General features: G+C 69.1%; 29 protein-coding genes. 16 read left to right on the top strand and 13 right to left on the bottom strand.

The window, feature by feature from the left end; genetic code table 11:
* Positions 1-82 precede the first annotated feature (82 nt).
* The 9 genes from cheY (at position 83) to arlJ (ending at position 9,043) form a co-directional block, all read left to right on the top strand.
* Positions 83-442, top strand: coding sequence for a chemotaxis protein CheY (gene cheY, locus LCY71_RS10730; protein WP_225333140.1), 360 nt, complete (start codon positions 83-85; stop codon positions 440-442).
* Complete coding sequence (locus tag LCY71_RS10725; protein WP_225333139.1) at positions 443-1,759, top strand: chemotaxis protein CheC; 1,317 nt, start codon at positions 443-445, stop codon at positions 1,757-1,759.
* A 1-nt stretch (position 1,760) separates the two neighbouring features.
* A complete protein-coding gene (locus tag LCY71_RS10720) occupies positions 1,761-2,279 on the top strand; it encodes a chemotaxis protein CheD (RefSeq protein ID WP_225333138.1) in 519 nt (172 codons plus the stop codon).
* Between the two features lie 262 nt (positions 2,280-2,541).
* Complete coding sequence (locus LCY71_RS10715; protein ID WP_225333137.1) at positions 2,542-3,981, top strand: FlaD/FlaE family flagellar protein; 1,440 nt, start codon at positions 2,542-2,544, stop codon at positions 3,979-3,981.
* On the top strand, positions 3,965-4,408 hold the full coding sequence (gene arlF, locus LCY71_RS10710; RefSeq protein ID WP_225333136.1) for an archaellum stator protein ArlF: 444 nt from the start codon (positions 3,965-3,967) through the stop codon (positions 4,406-4,408). The genes LCY71_RS10715 and arlF overlap by 17 nt, the downstream gene beginning before the upstream one ends.
* Positions 4,409-4,855 carry an archaellum stator protein ArlG gene (gene arlG / locus LCY71_RS10705; RefSeq protein WP_225333135.1) on the top strand — a complete coding sequence of 149 codons (447 nt, stop codon included), beginning with the start codon at positions 4,409-4,411 and terminating at the stop codon, positions 4,853-4,855.
* Positions 4,852-5,613 (top strand): archaellum protein ArlH, encoded by a 762-nt coding sequence (arlH, locus tag LCY71_RS10700; RefSeq protein WP_225333134.1) that lies wholly within the window; start codon positions 4,852-4,854, stop codon positions 5,611-5,613. The genes arlG and arlH overlap by 4 nt, the downstream gene beginning before the upstream one ends.
* Positions 5,614-5,615: 2 nt before the next feature.
* Positions 5,616-7,289, top strand: coding sequence for an archaellum flagellar ATPase motor FlaI (gene flaI, locus LCY71_RS10695; RefSeq protein WP_225333133.1), 1,674 nt, complete (start codon positions 5,616-5,618; stop codon positions 7,287-7,289).
* Positions 7,289-9,043, top strand: a complete 1,755-nt coding sequence (gene arlJ / locus LCY71_RS10690; RefSeq protein WP_225333132.1) for an archaellar assembly protein ArlJ/FlaJ — start codon at positions 7,289-7,291, stop codon at positions 9,041-9,043. The genes flaI and arlJ overlap by 1 nt, the downstream gene beginning before the upstream one ends.
* Positions 9,044-9,129: 86 nt before the next feature.
* Here the strand turns inward: arlJ and LCY71_RS10685 are convergent, their stop codons facing one another.
* The gene (locus LCY71_RS10685; RefSeq protein WP_225333131.1) at positions 9,130-9,357 is read right to left on the bottom strand and encodes a hypothetical protein; all 228 of its coding nucleotides are present in this window, start codon (positions 9,355-9,357) and stop codon (positions 9,130-9,132) included.
* Between the two features lie 116 nt (positions 9,358-9,473).
* Complete coding sequence (locus LCY71_RS10680) at positions 9,474-9,788, bottom strand: hypothetical protein (protein ID WP_373325166.1); 315 nt, start codon at positions 9,786-9,788, stop codon at positions 9,474-9,476.
* 90 nt (positions 9,789-9,878) lie between these two features.
* Here LCY71_RS10680 and LCY71_RS10675 point away from each other — a divergent pair, with 90 nt between their 5' ends.
* Positions 9,879-10,313: a DUF5807 family protein gene (locus LCY71_RS10675; RefSeq protein ID WP_225333129.1), complete on the top strand. Its 435-nt coding sequence runs from the start codon at positions 9,879-9,881 to the stop codon at positions 10,311-10,313.
* 21 nt (positions 10,314-10,334) lie between these two features.
* On the opposite strand, the gene LCY71_RS10670 is transcribed toward LCY71_RS10675, so the two are convergent.
* The 5 genes from LCY71_RS10670 to LCY71_RS10650 form a co-directional block, all read right to left on the bottom strand.
* On the bottom strand, positions 10,335-10,781 hold the full coding sequence (locus LCY71_RS10670) for a hypothetical protein (protein WP_225333128.1): 447 nt from the start codon (positions 10,779-10,781) through the stop codon (positions 10,335-10,337).
* A gap of 139 nt (positions 10,782-10,920) precedes the next feature.
* Positions 10,921-11,061, bottom strand: a complete 141-nt coding sequence (locus tag LCY71_RS10665; protein ID WP_225333127.1) for a hypothetical protein — start codon at positions 11,059-11,061, stop codon at positions 10,921-10,923.
* A gap of 25 nt (positions 11,062-11,086) precedes the next feature.
* The gene (locus LCY71_RS10660) at positions 11,087-11,455 is read right to left on the bottom strand and encodes a type II toxin-antitoxin system death-on-curing family toxin (protein WP_373325128.1); all 369 of its coding nucleotides are present in this window, start codon (positions 11,453-11,455) and stop codon (positions 11,087-11,089) included.
* Between the two features lie 188 nt (positions 11,456-11,643).
* On the bottom strand, positions 11,644-12,744 hold the full coding sequence (locus LCY71_RS10655) for a DHH family phosphoesterase (protein WP_225333125.1): 1,101 nt from the start codon (positions 12,742-12,744) through the stop codon (positions 11,644-11,646).
* Between the two features lie 66 nt (positions 12,745-12,810).
* Positions 12,811-13,278: a universal stress protein gene (locus tag LCY71_RS10650; RefSeq protein WP_225333124.1), complete on the bottom strand. Its 468-nt coding sequence runs from the start codon at positions 13,276-13,278 to the stop codon at positions 12,811-12,813.
* Positions 13,279-13,368: 90 nt separating this feature from the next.
* On the opposite strand from LCY71_RS10650, the gene LCY71_RS10645 reads away from it, so the two are divergent.
* Entirely contained in the window at positions 13,369-13,809 is a 441-nt protein-coding gene (locus tag LCY71_RS10645) for a universal stress protein (RefSeq protein ID WP_225333123.1), read from the top strand.
* Here the strand turns inward: LCY71_RS10645 and LCY71_RS10640 are convergent.
* Together LCY71_RS10640 and LCY71_RS10635 are read right to left on the bottom strand one after the other, a co-directional pair.
* Positions 13,801-14,325 (bottom strand): GNAT family N-acetyltransferase, encoded by a 525-nt coding sequence (locus tag LCY71_RS10640; protein ID WP_225333122.1) that lies wholly within the window; start codon positions 14,323-14,325, stop codon positions 13,801-13,803. The two genes, LCY71_RS10645 and LCY71_RS10640, sit on opposite strands and share 9 nt — an antisense overlap.
* Complete coding sequence (locus tag LCY71_RS10635) at positions 14,322-14,690, bottom strand: universal stress protein (RefSeq protein ID WP_225333121.1); 369 nt, start codon at positions 14,688-14,690, stop codon at positions 14,322-14,324. The genes LCY71_RS10640 and LCY71_RS10635 overlap by 4 nt, the downstream gene beginning before the upstream one ends.
* 189 nt (positions 14,691-14,879) lie before the next feature.
* On the opposite strand from LCY71_RS10635, the gene LCY71_RS10630 reads away from it, so the two are divergent.
* Positions 14,880-15,650: a DUF5806 family protein gene (locus LCY71_RS10630; protein WP_225333120.1), complete on the top strand. Its 771-nt coding sequence runs from the start codon at positions 14,880-14,882 to the stop codon at positions 15,648-15,650.
* A gap of 96 nt (positions 15,651-15,746) precedes the next feature.
* On the opposite strand, the gene LCY71_RS10625 is transcribed toward LCY71_RS10630, so the two are convergent.
* The 3 genes from LCY71_RS10625 to LCY71_RS10615 all read right to left on the bottom strand — a co-directional run bounded on the left by LCY71_RS10625 (position 15,747) and on the right by LCY71_RS10615 (position 18,287).
* Entirely contained in the window at positions 15,747-16,217 is a 471-nt protein-coding gene (locus LCY71_RS10625; protein WP_225333119.1) for a DUF7529 family protein, read from the bottom strand.
* A 78-nt stretch (positions 16,218-16,295) separates the two neighbouring features.
* The gene (locus LCY71_RS10620; protein ID WP_225333118.1) at positions 16,296-17,585 is read right to left on the bottom strand and encodes a dihydroorotase; all 1,290 of its coding nucleotides are present in this window, start codon (positions 17,583-17,585) and stop codon (positions 16,296-16,298) included.
* A gap of 24 nt (positions 17,586-17,609) precedes the next feature.
* A complete protein-coding gene (locus tag LCY71_RS10615) occupies positions 17,610-18,287 on the bottom strand; it encodes a lipoyl protein ligase domain-containing protein (RefSeq protein WP_225333117.1) in 678 nt (225 codons plus the stop codon).
* A gap of 204 nt (positions 18,288-18,491) precedes the next feature.
* On the opposite strand from LCY71_RS10615, the gene LCY71_RS10610 reads away from it, so the two are divergent.
* Positions 18,492-19,316: a DUF8155 domain-containing protein gene (locus LCY71_RS10610; RefSeq protein WP_225335906.1), complete on the top strand. Its 825-nt coding sequence runs from the start codon at positions 18,492-18,494 to the stop codon at positions 19,314-19,316.
* A 30-nt stretch (positions 19,317-19,346) separates the two neighbouring features.
* Here the strand turns inward: LCY71_RS10610 and LCY71_RS10605 are convergent, their stop codons facing one another.
* Positions 19,347-19,919, bottom strand: coding sequence for a cysteine hydrolase family protein (locus LCY71_RS10605; protein ID WP_225333116.1), 573 nt, complete (start codon positions 19,917-19,919; stop codon positions 19,347-19,349).
* Between the two features lie 83 nt (positions 19,920-20,002).
* Here LCY71_RS10605 and LCY71_RS10600 point away from each other — a divergent pair, with 83 nt between their 5' ends.
* The 3 genes from LCY71_RS10600 to LCY71_RS10590 all read left to right on the top strand — a co-directional run bounded on the left by LCY71_RS10600 (position 20,003) and on the right by LCY71_RS10590 (position 24,078).
* The gene (locus LCY71_RS10600) at positions 20,003-21,415 is read left to right on the top strand and encodes an Hvo_1808 family surface protein (protein WP_225333115.1); all 1,413 of its coding nucleotides are present in this window, start codon (positions 20,003-20,005) and stop codon (positions 21,413-21,415) included.
* Positions 21,408-22,730: an Hvo_1808 family surface protein gene (locus LCY71_RS10595; RefSeq protein ID WP_225333114.1), complete on the top strand. Its 1,323-nt coding sequence runs from the start codon at positions 21,408-21,410 to the stop codon at positions 22,728-22,730. The genes LCY71_RS10600 and LCY71_RS10595 overlap by 8 nt, the downstream gene beginning before the upstream one ends.
* A 187-nt stretch (positions 22,731-22,917) precedes the next feature.
* Positions 22,918-24,078, top strand: coding sequence for a substrate-binding domain-containing protein (locus LCY71_RS10590; RefSeq protein ID WP_225333113.1), 1,161 nt, complete (start codon positions 22,918-22,920; stop codon positions 24,076-24,078).
* Positions 24,079-24,105 lie beyond the last annotated feature (27 nt).

Here is a 24,105-nt window from a genome sequence, read left to right as displayed (position 1 = left end):
GAAAACGGCCCCTCGGCGGTATCACAGGCGATAATTTCGAGCGAGGATTTAACTGGGAGTTCCCGAGACCTATCCGGCAAGAATGCCGGACGTACTGATCGCGGACGACTCGGAGTTCATGCGCAACCTCCTGCGCGAGATCCTGGAGGAGGATCACACCATCGTGGGAGAGGTCGAGAACGGGGTCGAGGCCGTCGAGGTCTACGACGAGGAGCGGCCCGACCTCGTGATGATGGACATCGTGATGCCCATCAGGGACGGCATCGAGGCGACCGACGAGATCAAGAGCGCCGACCCCGACGCGAACGTCATCATGTGTACGAGCGTCGGCCAGGAGGAGAAGATGAAGGAGGCGGTCAAGGCCGGCGCGGACGGCTACATCACCAAGCCCTTCCAGAAGCCCAGCGTCATAGAAGCCATCGAGGACGTCGTCCCCTCGTAGATGCGCGTCGACGTCCAGTCGTTCGGGACGGTCAATCGGCTGGCCCGCGAGGGCAGCGAGGCGGCCACGGCGTCGCTGTCGCAGTTGACCGGGATCGACGCAGCCGTCGACGTCACTCGGATCACGCTGATGAACCGGGGAGACGTCGGCGGGGAACTGCGCGGCACGGAGGCAGTCGGCGTCAGGTTCGACCTCACCGGCGGGCTCGAGGGCGACGCGGTCCTGGCGTTCGACGCCGACTCAGCCGAGACCGTCGCGGGCGAGATGCTCCCCGGAGCGGCGACCCCGGCCATGGTGCAGAGCTGCGTCGAGGAGCTCGGAAACGTCATGATGAGCGGGTTCGTCGACGGCTGGGCCGACTACCTCGAGACGACCATCGAACACAGCCCGCCCGAGTACGTCGCGGCCGACGGGCCGGCCGTCCTCCCGGACCCGACGGGCAGCGAGCGGGAGCAGCGGGACTCCGAACGAAGTGAGGCGACACGCGAGCAGCGAGGATCTGAGCGCAGCGGAGATCCTCGGAAACGCGAACGGGAGCGACCGCAGAGAGCGACACGTGAGCAGGTCTTCGTGTTCGCCTCGGAGATTGAGTGGGTCGGCCAGCCGGTGAACTTCTACATCTACGTGCTCCCGGAGCAGGGCGCGCTGACCGACCTGATGACCGACATCGGAGACGGCGAGAGCGAGGCCGTCCCGGTCGACAAGCTGGAGGTGTTCAACGAGATGACCCGGGCGGGGACGGCCACGGCGGCGGACAACGTCGAGATGATGACCGGCATCCCCACGGAGGCCGAGGTGACCGGGATCAGCTTCGCGCCCGTCGAGGACGTCCCCCGGCGGATCGGGTCGGACACCTACGTGGGCACTGTCGTGGAACTGTCGGGCACGCCCAGTGGCTTCCTGCTGGTGCTGTTCGACGAGGCCTCGGCGCTGACTGTCGCCGAAGCGCTGATGCCGACCGCGCCCGACGGCGAAGGCGTGACCGACCGGCACAGGGCGGCCATCGAGGAGCTGGGCAACGTCGTCACCAGCGGGTTCGTCGACGGCTGGGCGAACGTGTTGCAGACGACCATCGACCACAGCCCGCCGGAGCTCGTCCACGACATGGGCCAGGCCATCGTCGATCCGCTGGCCGCTCAGGTCGGACGGAACCGGGAGCACGCCTTCGTCGTCGACGCGACGATGCGGACCGACGACGTGGAGTTCGCCAGCGAGATCCACGCGCTCCCGGACGGGCGCGGGCTCCGCGAGGCGCTGGAGGCGCTGGACGTCGAGCGAGCCGACCAGACCGAGGCCGACGCGGACGCACTGTTCTGACATGAAGGTCTACGACGGGAGTTCGGCCGACGAGAGCGTCGAACCGACGCCCGAGCGGCGGAAGGTCGGCATCGCCGAGTACGAGGTCGCGACCGACGGGGCCGTTCTGACGACCAGCGGGCTGGGGTCGTGCGTGGGCGTCGCGCTGTACGATCCGACGGCCGGCGTGGCCGGGCTGGTCCACGTGATGTTGCCCGCCGCGGCGGAGGGCGAGGGGGCCCACGCGAAGTTCGCCGACACCGGCGTCGCGGTCCTGCTGGAGGCGATGGCCGATGCGGGCGCCGACCCCGACGGCGTCGAGGCCAAGATCGCCGGCGGCAGCGACATGCTCGACCTCTCGGGCGACGGTTCCTCGATCGGGACCCGGAACGTCGACGCCGTCCGCGAGGCCCTCGGCGAGCACGGCGTCCCGATCGTCGCCGAGGACGTCGGCGGCCGGCACGGTCGGTCGCTGCGCCTCGAGGGGACGACCGGAGACCTGGTGGTCAAGAGCGCAGACCAGGACGCCACGACGTTATAGAGATTGAGAACAGAGGGCCGGACGGCAGGGGATTCCCGGGAAACGTGCCGGGTAGAACACCAGTATGGCCGTAGAGAGAGAGAGAGTACCCGGCGGAGAATTCCAGTGAATTTCGATATCAGCCGTTTCACGGACTGCATCATCCCTCGTTACAGCGCCGGTCGGGTTGGTTCAACTCTGAATTCCCGAAACCGGGGGATTGTTATCACATTCGATATCATAGCCAGAATCTTCAAGAGTGTGAATGGCAACTACCCTGCCAATGAGTGGTATCGGGCTCGTCCCGACTGCGCAGGTAACGCTCCCAGACGGGGGAATCCCGCTCGCCGTGCTGCTCGCGAGCGGCGCGGCCGGGATGAGCATCAGGAACGTCTTCGACTCCATCCTCCCGGACGACGAGGAGGGCGGTGGCGGCAGCGAAGAGCTGGCCGACGGCGGCGGTCTGATGGCCGAAGAGGACGGCGGAGACGACCTCGGTGGACTGGGCGGGATGGACGACGGCGACCTCGGTGGCCTCGATGACGACGGGTTCGGCGACGACGGGTTCGGCGACATGGACGACGCAGGGGGCGCCGCGACCGACGAGCTCGAGCACCGCCTCGACGAGCTGGAGAACGAGGTCGGATCGCTGTCCTCGACGGTCAGCACCGTGCGCACGGAGAACGAACAGATCAGCGAGTCCGTCGAGGAGGTCGAGGAGAACGTCCGGAAGCTGCTGGACATCTACGAGATGGTCACGCGCGGGGTCAACCCCTTCGCCGACGACATCGACGCCGGTATGGGCGGCGGGATGGGCCAGGACAGCTCGTTCGGCCTGTTCGACGGCGACGGCGAAGAGGAGGACGACGAGGAGATCGACGAGGACATCGCCAGCGCCGACGCCGAGGGCTTCTTCGACGACGACCTCGTCGAGGAGGACGACGGCGGCGACCCCTTCGACGACGGGTTCGACGACGGCGGTGACGACCCGTTCGGCGACGACCTGGAGGGCGGCGACGGCGACGACGACGAGAGCGGCAAGTCCTTCCAGGAGCTGAAAGACGAGTACGAGTCCGGGGACGCCGAGTGGGCCGAGGAGGAGGAGGACGGCGAGGGCGACGACGGCCTCGACTCGGACGGGACGTTCGACGAGGACTTCGACGGCGGCGACGAGGAGGACGGCGAGATGGACGACCTCGCGGACGACGACCTGTTCGACGAGGTCATCGAGGAGGACGACGCGGGCTCGGGTGTGAATCCGGAGCCCGCGGCGGAGCCCGAACCGGACCCCGTGGCCGACGCGGACCCCGAGCCCCAGCCAGAACCGGCACCCGAACCGGAGCCCGCGACCGCGGAGGCCGGCGAGGCGGACGGAGCGACCGAGGACGACGACGGCAAACCCTACCTCGCAGAGCTGCCCGACGGGTTCGCCGGCGACCTGATCGTCGCCGAGTGGCTCGAGTACCTCGTCGAGCAGGCCGGCTACCGCGAGGCCGCGCGCGCCGTCGACTACTACGAGACCATCGACTGGATCGACGAGGCCGTCGCCGACCAGCTCCAGGACGTCCTGCGCGGGTTCGACGACGTCGAGGGCGGGTCGGGCGGACTGACTATCGACCACCACACGCAGAGCCTGCGATACGTCAGCCAGCTCGACGGCGGCGGCGAGGCGGTCGCGCTCTCGAAGCTCGTCGGAGGTGGTTCCGATGGGCTTCAGCGTTAGCGGCTCCGCGGCGATCGTCTTCGTCGGGCTGTTCGTCGCCTTCGGGATGTTCTACACCGCGACGGCCAACGGGTTCGAGAACGTCCACGAGGCCCAGGACGAGCGCACGGACCGAACGCTCGTCGCCCAGAACACCGCGGTCGAGTTGACCATCGCCGAGTGGAACAGTACGGCCGGCGAGCTGACCGTCCGCGCCAACAACACCGGCGCGGCAGAACTGACCGTCGGCGACGTCGACCTGCTGGCGGACAACACGTACCTCTCGGGGTACGTCACCGAGGTCGGCGGCGACGACGACACCGACCTGTGGCTCCCCCAGGAGCGGCTGACGATCACGGTCGCGTCGCTCGACAGTGATCCGGGCCGCGTGAAGCTCGTCACCGGGCCCGGCGTGGCCGAGACGGCACGGACCGAGGTGGTGAGCTAGATGGCCAGCGCCTCCGTCTCGCACCTCATCATCTTCATCGCGAGCATGGTCGTCGCGGCCAGCGTCGTCGGCGTGTTCACGGACTCGGTCAACCGGCTCAGCAACGCGATCAGCGACCAGGGACTGGACGTCAGCTCCGAGGTCCGCAGCGACGTCGAGATCATCTCGGACGCGGGCAGCGACGCAGTCTACGACAGCGACGGCAACGGGAACGTCACGCTGCACGTGAAGAACACCGGCTCCGAGCGGCTCGGCCCCGACCTGATCGACGTGTTCGTCGACGGGCGGTACACGACGGCCGTCACCCCGACGCTGCTGGGCGGCGCCGACTCCTGGGGGCCGGGCGAGGTCGTGCAGCTCGAGATATCGGCGACGCTCGGATCGGGCGACCACCGCGTCAAGATCGTCGTGAACGGCGACGAGGAGGTGTTCGAGTTCCGCACATGAGCCTCGCATCGCAGGACCTCTTCTCGCTCGGGATGGAGGACCACGACCGACTGAACGCCGAACTCGGCGGGGGCATCCCGCCCGGGAGCATCATCCTCGTCGAGGGCGACTACGGGGCCGGCAAGTCGGTGATGAGCCAGCGGTTCTCCTACGGCCTCTGCGAGGAGGGCCACGACGTGACGATGCTGTCGACGGAGCTCACCGTCGGGAGCTTCCTCGACCAGATGCACTCGCTGTCCTACGACGCGGTCGATCACCTCCTCGACGAGAACATGCTGTTCCTGCACGCCGACATCGGCGACGGGAACACCTTCTCCGGGGGCGAGGAGGAGAGCGACCGCAAGCAGCTGCTCAAGCGGCTCATGGAGGCGGAGGTGATGTGGGACGCGGACGTGATCGTCATCGACACGTTCGACTCGATCCTCCGGAACGACCCCAAGTTCGAGGCGCTGGTCCGGCAGAACGAGGAGCGCCAGGCCGCCCTGGAGATCATCTCCTTCTTCCGGGACATCATCGCCCAGGGGAAGTGCGTGATGTTGACCGTCGACCCCTCGACGCTGGACGAGGAGGCGATCGGTCCCTTCCGGTCGATCGCCGACGTGTTCCTCGAGCTCGAGATGATCGAGGTCGGCAACGACGTCCGCCGCCAGATCGCCGTCAAGCGGTTCGCGGGCATGGGCGAACAGGTCGGTGACACCATCGGGTACTCGGTGCGGTCGGGCACCGGCGTCGTCATCGAGTCCAGGAGCGTCGCGTAACCATGACCGAGCACGGACGACCCAGACCGTCGGACGAACTGCGGCAGGTGGCCGCCCGGCGTCCCCACCTGCGGGACCACCTCAAGAAGTTCAAGCAGATCACCGGGGAGTTCCCCACCTTCATCGAGGAGGCCAAGGACGACTACGAGTCCGAACGGCCGAACGTCCTCTACCCGGTCGGCGGCCCCATCTTCTGTCACGTCTACGGCGATGTGGGCCAGGACATGCGCTACTACGCCATCGAGCCCGACCTGGATCAGGAGGAACAGGTCGTCTTCGGGAAGGTCCGCGACAAGCTCCTGCAGAAGTCGGTCAACAAGCCCGCACCCCAGAGCGAGACCGAGTACGACGACCGCATCGAGGAGCTCCTCCAGGAGTCCACCCGGGTCCGCGATCGCGACGCGGACCGGGGCGTGCTGACCCGGCTGGCCAACATGGGCAGCGTCGGCAGGGTCGAGGTCACCGAGAGCACCTACGAGAACATCCTTTACCGGCTCAACCGCGACATCGTCGGCCTCGGACCGCTGGAGCCGGTGATGCGCGACCCGGCCAACGAGGACATCCACGTCATCGGCCGCGACGAGTGCCACGTCGACCACTCGGTCTACGGCATGCTCGAGACCACCGTCGAGTGGCCCAGCGAGCAGGCCTTCGACCAGTGGCTGCGCAACATGGGCGAGCGGATCGGCGACCCAGTCTCCGACTCCGACCCCATCGTCGACTCGACGCTGCCGGACGGGTCGCGTCTGAACCTGATCTACTCCGACGACATCTCCGTCAAGGGCCCCTCCCTGACCATCCGCCAGGGCGACGAGGTCCCCCTGTCGATCTTCCAGATCACCAAGTGGGGCACGCTCAGCCCCGAACTGGCGGCCTACCTCTGGCTGTGCCTGGAGAACGAGCAGACGGTGTTCGTCGTCGGGGAGACCGCGTCGGGGAAGACGACGACGCTGAACGCCATCACCTCGTTCATCCCGCGGGACTCGAAGATATACACCGCCGAGGACACCGCAGAGGTGCTGCCGCCGCACAACACCTGGCAGCAACTGCTCACCCGCGAGGGCGAGGACGAAGGCACGAGCGTCGACATGTTCGACCTCGTGGCGGCCGCCCTCCGTTCCCGTCCGGACTACATCATCGTGGGTGAGGTCCGTGGCGAGGAGGGTCGGATGGCCTTCCAGGCGGCCCAGACCGGTCACCCGGTCATGCTGACGTTCCACGCCAGCGACATCGTCTCGATGATCCAGCGGTTCACCGGGGACCCGATCAACGTCCCCGAGACGTTCATGGACAACGCAGACGTCGCGCTGTTCCAGAACCGCGTCAAGCAGGGCGACCGGGTCCTGCGTCGCGTGACGTCGGTCCAGGAGATCGAGGGCTACTCCAAGGAGATGGACGGGGTCGTCACCCGCCAGGCCTTCTACTGGGACCCCGTCGAGGACGAGATCGTCTTCCAGGGCATGAACAACTCCTACGTCCTCGAGGAGCAGATCGCGACGCTGCTCGGGTACGAGGACACGCGCGACATCTACAACGACCTCGAGTACCGGGCCGACATCATCCGGCGCGCGATCCAGGAGAACATCACGGGCTACCACGAGGTCAACGAGTTCATCCAGAACTTCCAGCGCGACGGCATCGAGGGGGTCCCCTTCACCATCTCCCGGCCCGACTGATGGCCTCGAACGACGCCGAGAACCGCCTGAACCTGACCGCCTCGGAGTTCGTCGAGTCGCTCGTCGAGGCCTACCAGCGGATGCACATCCCGCTGGAGCGGTACGTCCTCTTCATCCTGCTCCCCTCGGGGGCCTTCTTCGTGCTGTCGATCGCGGCGGTCGTCGTGCTGGACCTGCCGACGGCGGTCACGGTGCCGGTCCCCATGCTCGGCCTGCTTGCGCTGCTCGCGGCAGTCTTCTACCCGAAGATCCTCGTCAGCCAGCGCCGCCAGCAGCTCAACGATCGCTTTCACCTGCTCGTGACCCACATGACGGTGCTGGCGACGACGAAGATCGACCGCATGGAGGTGTTCCGCACGCTGGCGGAGGAAGAGGAGTACGGCGAACTCGCCAACGAGATGCGCCGGATCGTCGAACTGGTCGACACGTGGAACCAGAGCCTCGACGACGCCTGCCGCCGCCGCGCCAAGGCGGTCCCCAGCGACGCCGTCTCCGACTTCCTCGACCGGCTGGCCTACACGCTCGGCGCCGGGCAGTCGCTCGAGGACTACCTCGTCAGCGAGCAACAGCAGATCATCCAGAACTACAAGACCGTCTACCAGGGCACGCTGGACAACCTGGAGGTCATGAAGGACCTCTACCTGTCGATGATCCTCTCGATGACGTTCGCGCTGGTGTTCGCGACGGTCCTGCCCGTCCTGACCGGGACCGACCCTACCATGACCGTCAGCGCGGTCATCGTCATGTACGTCTTCGTCCAGTCGGGGTTCTACCTGGCCATCCGGTCGATGGCGCCGTACGACCCCGTCTGGTTCCACCCGGAGGAGTACCCCTCCGACGTCGAGCGGCGCGTCGACCGCGCCACCTACGTCGGCGTCGGCCTCGCCGGCCTGCTCCTGTTCGTCTCCTTCGGGGGGATGCTCGGCCTCTCGCCCGTGACGCTGAACGACGTCTACTTCTTCCTCGACGGCGTCCCGCTGGCGTTCTACGCCGCGACGCCGATCACGCCACTGCTGCTCCCCGGCATCGTCCTCCGCCGGCAGGAGAAACTGATCAAGGCCCGCGACGAGGAGTTCCCCAGCTTCATCCGCGCCCTCGGCGCTACCGAGGGCGCGAAGCAGTCGACCACCTCCATGGTGTTGCGCACCCTCCGGAAGAAGGACTTCGGGCCGCTGACCCCGAACATCGACGACCTCTACAAGCGGCTGAACATGCGCATCGAGCCGGCGGAGGCCTGGCACTACTTCACGGCCGACTGCCGCTCGTACCTCATCCAGACCTTCTCCGAGATGTACCTGGTCGGCCGCGAGATGGGGGGGTCGCCGAAGCAACTCGGCGAGCTGGTCGCCGAGAACATGAACGAGGTGCTACAGCTGCGCCAGCAGCGCAACCAGGCCACCACGACGCTGATCGGCCTCCTGTACGGCATCACCGCCGCCTCCACCTTCGCCTTCTTCATCGGCCTTCAGGTCGTCAACATCCTCTCGTCGCTGTCGCTGGACCTCAACACGAGCAACAACCCCGGTTTCGACGCCGGCTCGCTGATCCACACCGAGGTCTACGACATCCCCCTCATCGAGTTCCTGCTGGTCGTCATCATCATGTTCGGCGCGATGCTCTCCGCTCTGATGATCCGGACGACCGACGGCGGCCACAAGGCCAACACCTACATGCACTTCGTCCTGCTGTCGTGGATCGGCGCACTCACCGCCGTCGCCACGAAGTACCTGGTCACCCAGTTCCTGGCGGTCTGAATTGTTACTTCGGGAGGTGTCCTCGCTCGCTTCGCTCGCGAGAAGCGAACCGCGAGTGCTCCGCGCTCGCGGATGCCGGCTTCCGTTTACCGCTCCACGTCTGCCCGCGCTCGTTCGCTCGCGGTGGGGTCGTGGCCGAACCACAGCGCGGCCGCGCCGATCCCCGCGAGGAGCGCGATTATCGCAGTCAGTGACGGCGACAGCGGCCACGGGGCGATCGCCGCCGCGTCGATGATGGCCAGCAGTCCCATGATCAGGAACCCGGCCAGCGAGAACTGTCCGAACGGGCCGAAGCCGTTGTCTCTCGTGCTCATTGCGTCCGGAGGTAGGGCGGCGACGGGCAAGTACTGTTGGATATCCTACTATTCTGGACCGGGAGTGGAACGTATCCGGAGCGACCGCTCGCGCGCTGTTTCGGCGGCCGGGCCGATCACTCGCGGACGGCCTCGAGGACGATTCCGTCCTCGAAGCGGCCCCGCTCGTCGGCCTTCGCTTCCCGCATCGCTTCCAGTTCGTCCTCTGCGAGGTCATGCGCCCCCGCGAGCGCCGCGACGACTTCCAGCACGTCGGCCAGTTCCTCGGGATCCTCGCTCTCGTGGTACTCCGCGACCTCCTCGTCGAGTTTCTCCCGGAGGCGCTCTCGGTAGGCCCCGCCCTCGACGGCGTGTGTCACCGGTTCCTCCCCGTCCTCTCTGATCATCTCGGGAATCCCGTCCCGGACCAGTTTGTCGTGCTCCCTGGGCACGGGCACGGCGTCGACGGCCGCGGACGTAGTTCCGACGGTCGCTCGCCGGCCATCGGGGGGCTTATCCGGAGCGACCGCTTCTCCGCAGGTATGAGCAAGCGCGAGGAGTTCCTGGCCGGCGAGCGCGTCGATGACGTCGCCTTCTTCCTCCACGAGGACGCGGTCGGCAACCTCTCGGCGCTGGACGACTACGCCGAGCAGGTCGAGGACGGCGTCGTCCTCGTCGTCGAGGGCGACTCCGGCCGCAGCGCGTTCCAGTCGGCGACCGGCATCGACCCGATGGGACTCGCCCGCGAGGCGATGCAGACCGACGGCGAGATCAGCCGGGACCTCACCGGCGGCGTCTGCCCGGCGAGCGAGGACGACCCCGACGGCGACCACGCTGCGAAGTTCGTCTTCGCGTTCGCCGAGGAGCGAAACGAGGAGGTCGGCGGCGTCTACGCCGAGGGCGACGTGATCCACGCCTACGGCGTCTGCACCTGCGGCGAGCGCTACTCCGAGAAGTGGGTCGTCGGCGACGAGTAGCGGCCGTCGCGCACGCGCGTTCTACGATTCGAGTCTGATCGGCGCCAGCAGCCGCTCGACTAGCGCGCGAGCGATGCCGGTGAGAACGCCGCCCTCGTGCTCGTAGGCGACGGTCACCTCGTCGCGGGTCACGCCGTGTCGGAGGTGCTGGACGCCGTCGAGTAGGAGCCAGCCGCCGACGAAGCCGCCCCCGGCGACGAACCAGACCGCCCCCGCACCGGCCGCCACGAATCCGATGAATCCGAGGGTGAGCGCGCCCAGCAGGACGTGGTCCGCGTAGTCGCCGACGACCGCCTCGGCGACGTCTCCAGCTAGCAGCAGGGCGAGGAAGCCGGCGGCGGAGAGGGCAGCGGAGCGCAGCGAGTCAGAGAGGACCGCCAGCGTCGCGGCGACCGCGGCGGCCTGAAGCAAGCGCGACACGACGCGGTTCCGCGAGGGGAGAGGCGAGTGGAGGGCGAGCAGCGGCATCGCAATCTGTCGGGAGGATCGAATGCGGTGAGGATGAATCTTGTCCTAGATAACGGTCACGTCAGGCGGCGTCGCCGTCCTCGCCCTCGACTCCCTCGTCTTCCTCGAAGTCCAGCCGCCGGAAGGCGTCGACGATGGGTTACTCGTCTGCGAGAGCGTCGTAGATGTCGCGGTGCTCCTCCCGGTCTGTCTCGGCCACTCGGGAAACGATTTCCTGCCGTATGTCCTCCATCACGTCGTCGAGCGGTGTCCCGTCGCTCGTCCCCCCTTCGGTCGCCATGGGTGTCCCTTGGCCCTGAGACCCGTTAATCGTTCGGGTCGGACGTCTCGTCGGTCATTTCCTCGAGTCCGTAATGGATCAGTTCCTCGCGATAGTTCGAGATCTCGTCGTTCAGGTCTATCGGTCGCGAGTTCGATCGGAGATATGCGAGGATCCGCTCCTCGTCTACGGTCGCCTCGTCCGTCCCGAACTGCTTCAGAATATCTATGATCTCGTCGTCGTACTCGAGCTGATATCCGTTGAGGCGGTAGAAGACGGACACAGTGTTGAGAGCGGTGCGTTTGTTCCCGTCCACGAATGGATGGTCGGCAACGAGGAATCGAAGCAAGTGGAAGGCCTTCTCGTGGATCGTTTCGGGAACGGACCCGAAACTACCCTCCTCGACGTAGCCCAATGCAACTCGATGTCTCCGCGGTTCCGAACGCCCGGACTCGTATCTGGATACTCCGAGACGATGTCCTCGTGGATGTCGAGGACGTCCTCGACGGACGGGTACCAGAGCGGAGTGGCCATTCGTCTGCTGTCTCACACCGAACTGGTGTAACAGTTCCCGTCTGTATCTGAGAAATCCCGCGGAGAACGCTACTCTGTTTTGTCGCCCGCCCCGCCTTCATCCTCTCCCTCGACCTCCAGCCGCCGGAACGCGTCCACGATGGCCTGCTTGGCCACCGCCCCCCGCGTGCTCCAGTGGTGGGCGTAGTCGAGCATGTCGTCGTAGACGTCGGGCTTGCACCCGGCGGCGCGGGGGTGACCGCCGCCGGAGACTTGCCGGGCGACCTCGTGGCAGCGCTCGAAGGTCTCGGTGCCGCGGATGGACGCGGAGCCGGCGGGCTTGACGATGACGGCGGCGTCGGCGCCCTGCTTGCGGAGTTCCTCGGCGACCTCGTTCTGCGAGCAGCGGCCGTAGGTGACCCCGACCGTCCAGGGGCCGACCTCGCGCAGCTCGGCGCGCTCGACGGCCTTCTCGATGAGGGCCTCCTTCTCGACGCGCTTCTCGGCGAGGTACTCGTGGATCTCAGCCGAGAGGTCGGGCCCGTGTTCGAGAACGGCCTCGATGTACTCCTCGGGCTCCGACCAGTAGGAGAAGTCCGCCAGGTCGTCGCTGCGCTCGTCCTCGCGGATCCAGAGATCGTGGTCGCGGGTGACTTCGGCCAGTTCCCGGAAGCGGTCGGGGAAGTCGTAGTCGAGTTCCCCGTGGACGACGTCGGCGGTGCAGACCTCGTCGCTGTCGCCGACGACGCGCTCGACGCCGGCCTCGTCGACCAGCGCGGCGAGGTCGTCCTCCCACTGGTGGTGGTCGTACCAGCGGACGTCCTCGACCCGGGCGACCAGGTCGGGCAGCGCCGCGACGTCGTCTTCGCTGTCGGGCGCGAGGTCGCAGACGACGACCGTCGCGCCCGTCTCGGCGTACTCTGCGACCCACTCGAGGGTCTCTTCGAGTTCGTGGGGGCCGGCGGGGACGAGCGCGCCCTCGCCGTAGGCCTCCCGCACCAGCGCGGTGCAGGCCAGGCCGTCGGCGTCGGGGTCGGCGACCACCACGGTGCCGGCACCGTCGAGTTCCTCGGCGACCTCCTGTTCCTGTCGGTCCTCCTCCAGCGAGTCGGGGACGAAGAAGCCCTCGCCGGGCAGAATCGACTTCCGTTCCAGCGAGAGGCGGTCGTCGTCGATGAGCCAGTCGTCCATACCCGGACCTGAACCCCGCGGTCAAAGAACGTCGCGGTCCGGGTGCGCCACCGCGGTCGCTGGTCGCTACGCCTCGCCGTCCGCCGCTGCGCCCTCCAGTTGCCGGACGGTCAGCACCGGCGGCTCCGCCCGCCGGACGACGCCCTCGGCGACGCTGCCCAGGAGGTAGCCGTGCTCGCCGTGGCGGCCGCGGGTCCCCGTGACGATCACGTCCGCGTCGATCCCCTCGGCGTAGGCGCAGATCTCGCTGGTCGGATCGCCCTCTCTGATCGCCGTGACCACCGTCTCGGACGCCGGGTCCGGATCGTCGGCGGCGGCCTCGCGGACGAAGGTCAGCGCCTTGCCGCCCTCCGTCGCCAGCGCGCGCTCGAAGTCCTCGCGGACGTCGTCCGGCGTCGCCGCGACGTCGCCCGAGTCGACGACGTACAGCGCGTGGACCGTCGCCTCGAACCGCTCCGCCAGGTCCACGGCGGCCCGGACGGCGCGCTCCGCGCTCGCCGAGCCGTCCGTGGCGATGAGTACCGTCTCGAACATGCGTGGTACTATCCGGGCCCGCGCAATAAAGCCGCGGCACCGCCGCTCGGCCCGGAGGATTTTTGCGGGGGCCGAACCCAGTCACGGTCGATGGAGGTCGACCTCGTGCTCGCGCCCGTGGACGGCAGCGACCGGTCGGAGCGGGCGGTGGAGTACGCGCTCGCGGTCGCGGACGCCTACGGGGCGGACATGCACCTGCTGTTCGTGCTGGACGAGACGCTGGTGGAGGCGATCGACGCGGGGAACGTCGACGCCGAGTCGGTCGCCAGCGAACACAGAGGCTTCGCCGACGGCGTCCGGGAACGGATCGACGGCAACGGGACAGGGCTGACGTACTCCACTGCCGCCGGGTTCTCGCAGCGGCGGCTGGCGCAGTCGCCGGGGAGTGTGATCCTCGACGTGGCCGAGGAGATCGACGCCGATTTCGTGGTGGTCCCGCGCGAGTCGCCCAGCACGGACCCGGACGAGGCCATCGGCAAGGCCGCGCTGTACGTCATCGAGTACGCCAGCCAGCCGGTGCTCTCAGTGTAGGCGGATCGCCATCTCCAGCTCGAAGCGCTCGCTGTCGGTCGTCTCGAATCCCACTTTCTTGTAGAGGGCGATAGCGGGGTCGTTCCAGCGCTCGACGGTGAGCCAGACGCGCTCGATGCCCTCGGCCGCGCCGTGGCCCAGCAGCGTCTCGACCAGCTCCGTGCCGATGGAGGCGCCCTGGTACTCCGCGAGGACGAAGATGGCCAGCTCGTAGGCGTCGTGCTCGTCCGGGACGAGCGTGGCGTGGCCGACGGCGTCGTCGCCGTGCCAGGCGATCACGTTCAGGCACCCCTCGGCGAGGATGTCGTCCAGCCAGCGCCGGATGGCGGACTCGCGGCTCGGCGGGATACCCTGGGCGCGGTCCTCGGGGGCGAAGTCGACGTACATGTCGACGAGCGCCTCCCGGTCGTCCTCGCCGGACACCTCGACGCGGACGGTCCGACTCTCGCGGTCGGTGAACGTCCGCGGGGGCTCGGGGAACGAGCCCGCCGGCTCGTCGGGGTAGTCGCGCATCATCGCACGAGCGTCACCGGGGTCTGCGCGTTCAGCAGCACGAACTCGGCGATCGATCCCAGCTGGATCTTGCCGAGCGTGCTGCGCTGGCCGCTCCCCAGCACGATGCGGTCGTAGTCCTCGCGACCGGCGATCTCAACGAGCTGCGGGCCCGGCTCGCCGTCGAGGTGACGGATCGTCGCCTCGAAGTCGGCCTCGTCGAGGATCTCCCGGACTCGCTGTTCGACCTCGTCGTCGTCGGCGTCGACCTCCTCGTTGGCGAACACCGCCACAGTGAGGTCGTCGCCGGCCTCGCGCGCACGGTCGATCGACGTCTCGAGGGCCTCGTAGGAGAGACGACTGCCCCCGACGCCGAGTAACACCTTCATGAGCGAGCCAAAGAGGGCGGCCGTCAAAAAGCCACTCACCGCCGACGGACTCACTTCGTTTGTCCGTCGAGCCTTACCTCGCACAACTCGACCGGACCGAGCGAAATTCACGCCGTTCGCCCCGAATCCGTGCTCGCCACGCCCGAGCGTGCCGACACGCTTTTTCGCCCCCAGAACGCAGGGACGGCCATGACCGACGGCGCGTCGCCGGAGACGGACGGGACAGACGAAGAGCGATCCGACGCGGGCGACGAGAGTACCGGAGCGGGCGTCGGCGGTGACGAACTCTCCGACGACGAGGTCACCCCCACCGAGGACGAGGCGGCCGAGAGGGACGTTCCGGCAGACGTCGACGAATCCGCCGATGCGGATTCGTCTGCCCGTCAGGCTGTGCCTGGCGACGGTGAGTCGTCGCAAGACGACGAGTCACAGCAGGCTGTGCCTGCTGACGTCCGGAAGTACGACCGCTTCAAGAAGATCGAGGGCGGGACCTACGACCGCGCCAACGAGTTCCTCCGCGAGCGCACCTACGTCACCGCCCGCGAGTGGGCCATCGCGCGCCTCTGTGCGGACTTCCGGACAGAGACCGGCGTCGAGATGACCAAGATCGGCGAGAACCTGCCGGAGCTGGTCCCGTTCATGACCGACACGTACACGCCCCAGGCCGTCAACCAGGCGCGGGCCGCCTTCGAGGAGAAGGTCCGCAAGGCCGGCGCGACCTTCCTCTACGGTGCGATGTGCGACTTCTTCACCGCCGAGGAGCTCGACGACGTGATGTACGAGTCCACGGAGGTCGCCAAGTTCCTCCTGGAGGTCGAGGGCGTCGAGCTCAGCGTCGAGGAGGAGCTGGACGCCGAGGACCGCATCTCCGAGGTCATGCGGGAGGTCCGCGAGCACTCCGCGGAGCTGCGCCACGACGAGTGCCCCCACTGCGGGCACGACCTGGACGGCGAGGCGTAGACGACGGCGGTCTCCTCGCCGCCGAACCGGTCGCTGGTCACGTCGCCCGGGACTGGGAGCAGCACCGCCGGGAGCGCGCCAGGGGCCGGCCCGGCGTCAGTCGGGAAAGAGCAGCGAGGGGTCGGCGAGGTCGATCTCGACGACCTCGTCCGCGGCCAGTCGGCGGACGTACGCGGCGAGGCCGCGCTCCGCTGCCGCGCGCTCGAGGCGGTCGCGGTCGTCACGGTCGTAGTACGCGGGAAGCAACACCGCACAGCCGTCGGCGCACTCCGCGGCGAGCAGGAGGTAGATCCGCTCGTCGTCCGGTGCGCGGTAGACGTCGACCCGGTCGATGGAGCGTCCGCCGAGGACGTCGCGGACCGCCTCGTACTCGTCGTCCGGCACCAGCACGTCCAGCCCCGCTCGCCCCTGCTCGTCGTCCTCCTCGCCGACGACCGCGGTCACGGCGTCGGGATGGCAGGCGACGACCAGCCGACCGTCCGCCCGGTAGTCCTCGGCCATCGCGTGGACGTCCTCCATCACACGCTCCCAGCCGTCGCCGTCGAAGGGACCGGAGTCGTCGCTCATCACGCGTAACGTGACACTCAGCCGTCAAAACAGTTGGGCCTGTGAACCGGCGCAGCGTCCCGTGTAGCGCCCGTAGGGCTACTCCGGCCGGACGTTCCGGCCCCGCGCGTCGCCGAACCGCTCCTCGCCGTCGGACTCCCGCCAGTAGGCGACGGACCCGCGGACCAGCGTCAGCTCGGGGAAGACGCCGTCGAATCCCTCGAAGGGCGTCCAGTCCACCTTCGAGTGGAGGGTGTCGCCGCGTATCTTCCGGCCGTCGTCGGGGTCGACGAGCACGAGGTCGGCGTCCCGGCCTTCCTCGATCCGGCCCTTCGACGGCAGGTCGAAGACGTCGGCGGGGTTCGCGGCGGTGAGGTCGCGCACGCGCTCGAACGTGAGCGGGCTGTCCTCGTCGACCGCCTCGGCGAGCAACAGGGGGAGCGCCGTCTCGACGCCCGGCACGCCGGACGGGGCCTCCCAGATGGAGGCGTCCTTCTCCTCGCGCGTGTGGGGAGCGTGATCGGTGGCGATCACGTCGACCGTCCCGTCGGCGACCCGCTCGTAGACGGCCGCCCGACGCTCCTCGCTCCGGAGCGGCGGGTTCATCCGGCCGAACGTGCCTAGCTCGTCCAGGTCCTCGCGCGAGAGCAGGAGGTGGTGCGGGGTGACCTCGCAAGTCATCCCGGCGTCGGCGGCGCGGTCGACCCCCTCCGGCGTCGAGGTGTGAGCGACGTGGATCGTCGCGCCGAGGTCGGCAGCGACCTCGCAGGCGCGCTCGACGGCGACCGACTCGGCCTCCGCCGTGCGGTAGGCGCTCCAGGCGTCGGCGTCGTCCCGGGACGTGGCGCCCTGATCGAACTCGTCGGCGTCCTCGGCGTGGACCGTGACGGTCACGTCGCGCTCGGTCGCCGCCTCCAGCGCGGACTCGAAGAGGTCGGCCTCGATGCCCATGTCGCCGGTCGAGTCGGCGAGGAACACCTCGCCGAGCGCGAAGAGCGGGCGGTCCAGAAGGTCGGGGTCCCAGTCGGCCGTGACGCCGCCGTTGATCCCGAAGTCGACCAGCGACTCGCCGGCGAGGTCGACCTTCTCGTCGAAGGCCGCGGGGTCGACCGTCGGCGGGTCGGTGTTGGGCTGGTCGACCACCGTGGTGACCCCGCCGGCGGCGGCGGACCGGGAGCCGGTGGCCCAGGTCTCCTTGTGCGGGAAGCCCGGCTGGCGGAAGTGGACGTGCGCGTCGATCATCCCCGGGAGGAGGCGCTTGCCCGCGGCGTCGATCACGCGCTCGTCGCCGTCGGCCTGGAGGTCCTCGCCGACGGCGGCGACGGTCTCGCCGTCGACGCGGACGTCGCGCTCGCGCCCGTCCGCGAGGGTCGCGTTCCGGAAGAGCATACAGGCGCTCCTCGGGCGGTGGCCCTAAGTCTCCCGAATGCGCTCGACGCGGTAGTCGTCCGGGACGAAGGCGCGGATCAGGGCGTCGATGATCGCGTCGGGGTCGGAGGGACTGCCCGCCGCGGCGACGCTCCCGACGCTGTCCGGATCGAACGGGACGTCCAGGGCGTCGTAGACGGGGTCGAGGACGGCGGCGATCTCCTCGCGGTCCGCGACCACGACGACGCCGGCGACGAGCGCCACGTCCTGTCGAACGCGCTGGGCCAGCCCGGCGATCTTCCCGTCCGCCCGCAGCGAGTGCGTTCCCGGACAGAAGGAGTCGGGAGGTTCTCCTTCGTCGGCGTCGACGCCGAGGTCGGCCAGCGCCGCCCGCAGGCGGTCTGTCGCGTCGGCGTAGCGGTCCCGGATGCCGGAGCGGTCGTCGGCGGGGCGGGCCAGCGCGAACGCCACCGTCGAGCCGGTGTACGCGACGGCCCGCCCGCCGACCTCGCGTTCGAGCGGGACGTAGCCGCGGTTGCGTGCGATGCCGCGGGCGAGGTCGTAGCCGTCGCTGCGGGCGTCGCGGCGGCCGAAGGCGACCTGCCGGTGGGGTCGCCAGGCGCGCAGCGCGGGCTCGCCAGTCTCGGCAGTCCGGACTGCCATCTCCCGGGTCCGCTCGAAGTCCCGCTCTGGATCGGCGGCCCGACCGCGGAGGACGCGCATGGCCGGGCGATGGGGCTCCTCGGGCAAAAAGGCGAGCAGGCGACGCCGGCGCTCCCGTCGCAGAGCGGTCGTCCCGCGACGGGCGGCGTCGCGCTCCCGCGGAGCCCGTCGCGGCGGTCCTCACAGCACGGCGGTGGTGGTCCCGTCCCCCTCCTTGAAACCTCGGACGACAGGCACATGCCCGCGTCCGCCCAAGGAACGGCGATGGCCGTCACGCTGTCCGCCGACGTCCTGGCGCGGTACCGGCGGTTCTCGCTGTACAACTCGCCGTTCGCCGCCCACGACGAGGGGCGGGCGATCGACCTCTACCACGAACCGGGCGAGCCGGTGCCATCGCCGGTCGCCGGGGAAGTGCTGGACGTCCGGCGCGTGCGGGCACCGCCGAAACCCTACGCGCCGGAGCACGACTACCTCGTGCTGGTGGACGCCGGCGAGTGGACGGCGCGGCTCATGCACGTCGATCCGACCGTCGACGTCGGCGATCGTGTGACGGTCGGCGACCCGCTCGGGCCGTCGATCAGGGCGGGCTTCTTCGCTCCCTGGGTCCCGGACCACCTGCACCTGGAGTTCCGCGACCCGGACGCGGACCCCTATCGCGCGTCCGGGTCGGTGCCGCTGGCGGTCGGCGCGGACGTCGAGGCGCTCGACTGGGACGGTAGCGGGACGGTCGTCGAGGCCGACGAGACGTGGGCCCGCCTGGACTCGCCGGCCCATCCCGCGGCGGGCGAGCGGTTCGTCGGGCTGGCCAACGGCGCGGGTCCGGGCGTCGTCGACGGGGGACTGCCGCACTACGACGGCGGCGGGCTGGTAGGCGGTGAGAGCGGGCCGGTGGTCGTCGCCGGGACGACGGTGGGAGAAGCGACCGGTCGGAACGTGACCTGGTCGGACGTGCAGGTGTACGCGAACGGCGGCCCCGTCACGGGCCTGGCGCTGTTCTGCGCTCGCGACCGGTTCGGGATCAAGGTCGTCGGCGAGGCCGTGGACCTCGCGGTCGGCGAGGACGTGGCCGTGACGGTCGAGCGGCGGTGATTCGACGCGAGACCGGCGGAGCGAATCCGGTCAGGCGAACGCGACGTCGTCGAGCGCCGTCACCTCGCCGAACAGCCACTCGGCGTGGTCCAGGGCGTACTCGCGGTGGTCGTCCTCGATGGCGCCGATAGCGTCCTCGACGAGAACGGGCCGGTAGTCACGGAGGCCGGCGCTGCCGGCGGTGTGGAGCACGCAGACGTTCGCGAGCGTGCCGCAGAAGACGAGGTCGTCGATACCGTGGGCGTCGAGCCACCCCTCGAGCTGGGTCTCGTGGAAGGCGTCGTAGGTGTGCTTGACGACGACCAGGTCCTCCTCGCGGGGGGCCAGTTCGTCGACGAGTTCGGCCTCCCAGGAGCCCTCGAGGACGTGCTCGCCCCAGCGCTCGAACTCGTCGTAGTAGTGTGCGTCCGCGAACTGCTCGGGCGGGTGGACGTCGCGGGTGAAGACGACGACGGCCCCGGCCTCGCGCGCCCGGTCGACGAGTTCGACGCAGGGCTCGATGGCCTCCTCGCTGCCGGGGGCGTAGAGGCTCCCGTCGGGGTGACAGAAGCCGTTCTGCATGTCCACCACCGCCACAGCGGTGCTGTCGGGGTCGAGTTCCATGGCGTCCGGAGCTATGCTATCGACTCACAACAGCGTTGCCCCACTGCGGGCCCTTTTTGAGTGCGGACGACTACGGACCGGACATGTACCGCGCCGCCCTGTGCGCAGTTCTACTGGTCCTCGCTGGCTGTCAGGCACCCGGTCTGGGCGGGGAGCCGACGGCGACGGAGACCGGGGTCGACGCGAGCACGACCGAGAGCGACGCAGGGGCCTCCGACGACGCCCTGGGGTACGAGAACGGCTACCGGCACGACGAGAGCCTCTCGATCACCACCGCGGACGGCCTCAACGAGAGCGAGCGGGAGGCGGTGGTCGCCCGGGCGATGGCCCGGGTAGAGCACGTCCGCGGGCTGGAGTTTCGGGAGTCGGTACCCGTCGAGGTGATCACCCGCGAGGAGTACCGCAACGAGTCGAGCCGGGACCGCACGGAGTCGTTCCGGCGCTTCGACAACGCGAAGTTCGAGGCCATGTTCCTGGTCGGCGAGGGCGAGGACTCGGTAGCCACGCAGGAACGGACGCTGAGTGAGAGCGTCCTGGGGTACTACGACCCCGCCGAGGGGGCCATCGTCATCGTCTCCGACAGCGAGACGCCCCGGCTGGACGGCGAGGGGACGCTGGCCCACGAACTGGTCCACGCGCTGCAGGACCAGCACTACAACCTCTCGGACGACGACGTCGCGACCCGGGACGCCTATCAGGGGCGCAACGGGCTGATCGAGGGGGACGCCTCGTTCACCCAGCGGCGCTACACCGAGCGCTGCGGCGAGTCCTGGGAGTGCCTCCCGGCCGCGTCGGACGCCGGCGGTGGCGGCGGCGACAGCCACTTCGGGATCAACTTCCTCATGTACTTCCCCTACGGCGACGGCGGGCAGTTCGTCGCCGCGCTGCACGACGAGGGCGGCTGGGAGCGGGTGAACGACGCCTACGACGAGCACCCCGACGGGTCGACCGAAGTGATCTACCCGGACCGCTACCCCGAGTGGGAACCGGCGAACGTCACGATCGAGGACGGCGCGAGCGACGGCTGGGAGCGCGTCCGGCCCGCCGACCGGCCCGACCACGCGGTGCTGGGTCAGTCGGCCATCGCGGCCGGGCTGGCGTACACGGTGGCCGACGAGTACGACGACAGCGGCGTCGTCGGGCCCCGGCAGATCATCAACTACGGCGGCGACGGCTCCGTCGACCGGGCGGACCCGTACAACTACCACCTGCCCGCGGCCGACGGCTGGACCGGCGGGCGGATGCGCGTCTACGAGCGCGGCGACGAATCGGCCTACGTCTGGCGGACGGCCTGGGCGAACGAGTCCGAGGCCGCCGAGTTCGCCGCCGGCTGGGGGGACGTGGTCGAACACTGGGGCGGGACGCAGGTCGACGACGGCGTGTGGGTGATCGAGGACGGTCCGTACGAGGACGCTATCGAGATACGGCGGGACGGCGACGCGGTGACGGTAGTCAACGCGCCGACCCGGAGCGACCTGGAGGCGGTCCATGCGTAAGTCGCTGCTCGCGGCCGCGGCGGTGCTGGCGCTGCTGGCCGGCTGTTCGGGCCTCCCCGCGCCGGACCATCCGTTCATGGAGGACCCCGGCGAGGACCAGATCGGCTGGGAGGGCGGCTACTGGTACGACGAGTCGATCGCCGTCACGCCGGGCGACGGCCTCAACGAGAGCGAGCAGGCGGCGCTGCTCGCCCGGACCAAGGCCCGCGTCGAGCAGGTCCGCGACCAGGAGTTCCGGGGGAACGTCTCCCTCGAAGTAATCTCCCGCGCCGAGTACCGCAACCGGTCGGCGGGCGGGGGCGGCGTCCGCCAGGAGAACCCCTGGAACGACCAGGTCTGGGAGGCGCTGTTGCTCGTCGGCGAGAACAGCACGTCCGGCGAGGCGCTGGGCGGGACGCGCAACAGCTCCGTCCAGGGGTACTACGCGCCCGCCAACGACAGCATTGTCATCGTCTCCGACAGCGAGACGCCGACCATCGACCGGGCGACGCTGGCCCACGAACTGGTCCACGCGCTGCAGGACCAGCGCGACCGGCTCAACGCCACGCCCGAGACTCAGGACCAGCAGCTGGCCCGCCAGAGCGTCACCGAGGGCGAGGCCAACTACGTCCGGATCCTCTACGAGCAGCGCTGTGGCGACCGCTGGACGTGCGTCGATCGGCCCACGGCCGACGGCGGCAACGCCAGCGGCGGCAGCCCCGAGGACGGGGTCTTCGTCACCATCTACCAGCCCTACGCCACGGGACCGCGGTTCGTCCACCAGGCACGCGAGGACGGCGGCTGGGAGGCCGTCGACGGACTCTACGGGGACGTCCCGGAGAGCACCGAGCAGGTGATCCACCCCGAGAAGTATCCCGGGGAGGACCCCGTGAACGTCACCGTGCCCGACCGCTCGGGCGATTCGTGGGAGCGGTTGGACCACGACCCCGAGGCCGACACCGTCGGCGAGGCCTCCATCTTCGCCATGCTGTACGACCACGGGGCCGTCAGCCCGGAGGAGTGGTTCCTGTACCGCGCAAACGCCTCGGCCGGCTGGGCCGGAGACAGCGTGGTGCCCTACCGCAACGAGTCCGGCGTCGGCGCCTACGTCTGGCGGACCGAGTGGGACACGGAACGGGACGCTCGCGAGTTCCGCGAGGCGTACACCTCGATTCTGGCGGAGCGGGCCAGCAGTCAGCCCCGCGACGGGATCTATCGGCTCCCTGAATCCGACCCCTTCGGCGACGCCTTCCGGGTGCGCCGGAGCGGGCAGACGGTGACCATCGTCAACGCGCCGACGGTCGACCGGCTGGACGACGTGCATCGGGCGCGGTAGCCGGCCGCCGCAGTCCATCGCAGTCCGCCGCAGCCGACCCGTGCCATCTTTTCGCACGTAAAGAGGCTATATAGTAACAAGTACGGCTATGTCGGCTACGGTGGCCTACAGTCGGACCGGAGTGGTACGTATCAGGGGATACCCCTATTATAAACCCGTTTAGTTTACACCTGCCCCTCTTCACTCGATGGCACGCGACAGCGAGCGGCCGTCCGGCCTGGTATCGCGGCGAAAGTTCATCGCGACGACCGGTGCTCTCGGCGCCGGCACAGTGGCGGGGTGTTCCGGACAGAGCGACGGGAGCAGCGACGCAACGGAGGACGGCGGTTCGACGGCGTCCGGCGACGGCGGTGACGCCGGCGGCGGGACCGAGAGCGGTGGATCCGGCGGGACGGACACGAGCGTCCTGACCGCCGACGGTTCGTCGACGGTGTTCCCAATCACGAACACGGGCGCGAGCTACTGGAACTCCAACCCCGAGGCCGGCGACGGGGACTACTGGCCGGAGTCGTGGGCCAGCGAGGAGTACGACACCGACATGCGCCTGGCGGACTTCTTCGCCCAGCAGTACGGCTACGAGCCGACCGGCGAGCGCTCGAACCCGCCGTTGCGGGCGAGCGTCGCCCTCTCGCACTCCGGGACCGGCATCGAGGGCGTCATGGAGGGGCGAGTCGACATCGGCGACGCCTCCGCCAGTGCCGCCGCCGAGCTGTCCGACGCCGACCAGAGCACCCTCGATGACTTCGTCGACCACGTCGTCGGCGTCGACGGCCAGCCCATCGTCGTCAGCCGGGAAGTCCGGGACGCCGGCGTCGAGCAGATCACGCTGGCGGAACTCGAGGGGATCTACCGGCAGGAGATCACCAACTGGAGCGAGGTCGGCGGCCCGGACCGCGAGATCCTCGCGCTCGGGCGGGCCGAGGGCTCCGGGACCGACACCGCGTTCCGGCAGAACGTCTACGGCGATCCAGACGCCTCGATCAGCCCGGACCAGCGCTACGGCCAGAACCAGCAGCTCCAGCAGGCGATCGGCCAGGCCGACAACGCCATCTCCTACATCGCGCTGGCGTTCGTCGAGCCCGACGGCGCGACTCCGCCGGTCGGCCTGGAGATCGACGGCACGCTCTACGAGTACGGGAAGAACCTGGGTGCCCAGGAGTACCCGCTGTCCCGCGACCTCCACGCCTACACGTGGCAGGACACCTCGCGCAAGGAGGCGGCGTTCATCAACTTCCTGCTGAGCGACTTCGGCCAGGAGACGTTCGTCCGCGGGAACGACTACTTCGCACTGCCCGACGACAGGCTCCAGACCGAGCGCGAGAAGGTCGCGCCCTCGAACTACGAGTAACGCCGGACTCCCTCAACACACTGCATG

This window comes from Halomicrobium urmianum, from assembly GCF_020217425.1.
In the GTDB taxonomy this organism is placed as follows: Archaea; Halobacteriota; Halobacteria; order Halobacteriales; family Haloarculaceae; genus Halomicrobium; species Halomicrobium urmianum.
Note: the sequence above shows the minus strand (reverse complement) of the source record. Positions and strands in the feature narration are given on the sequence as shown.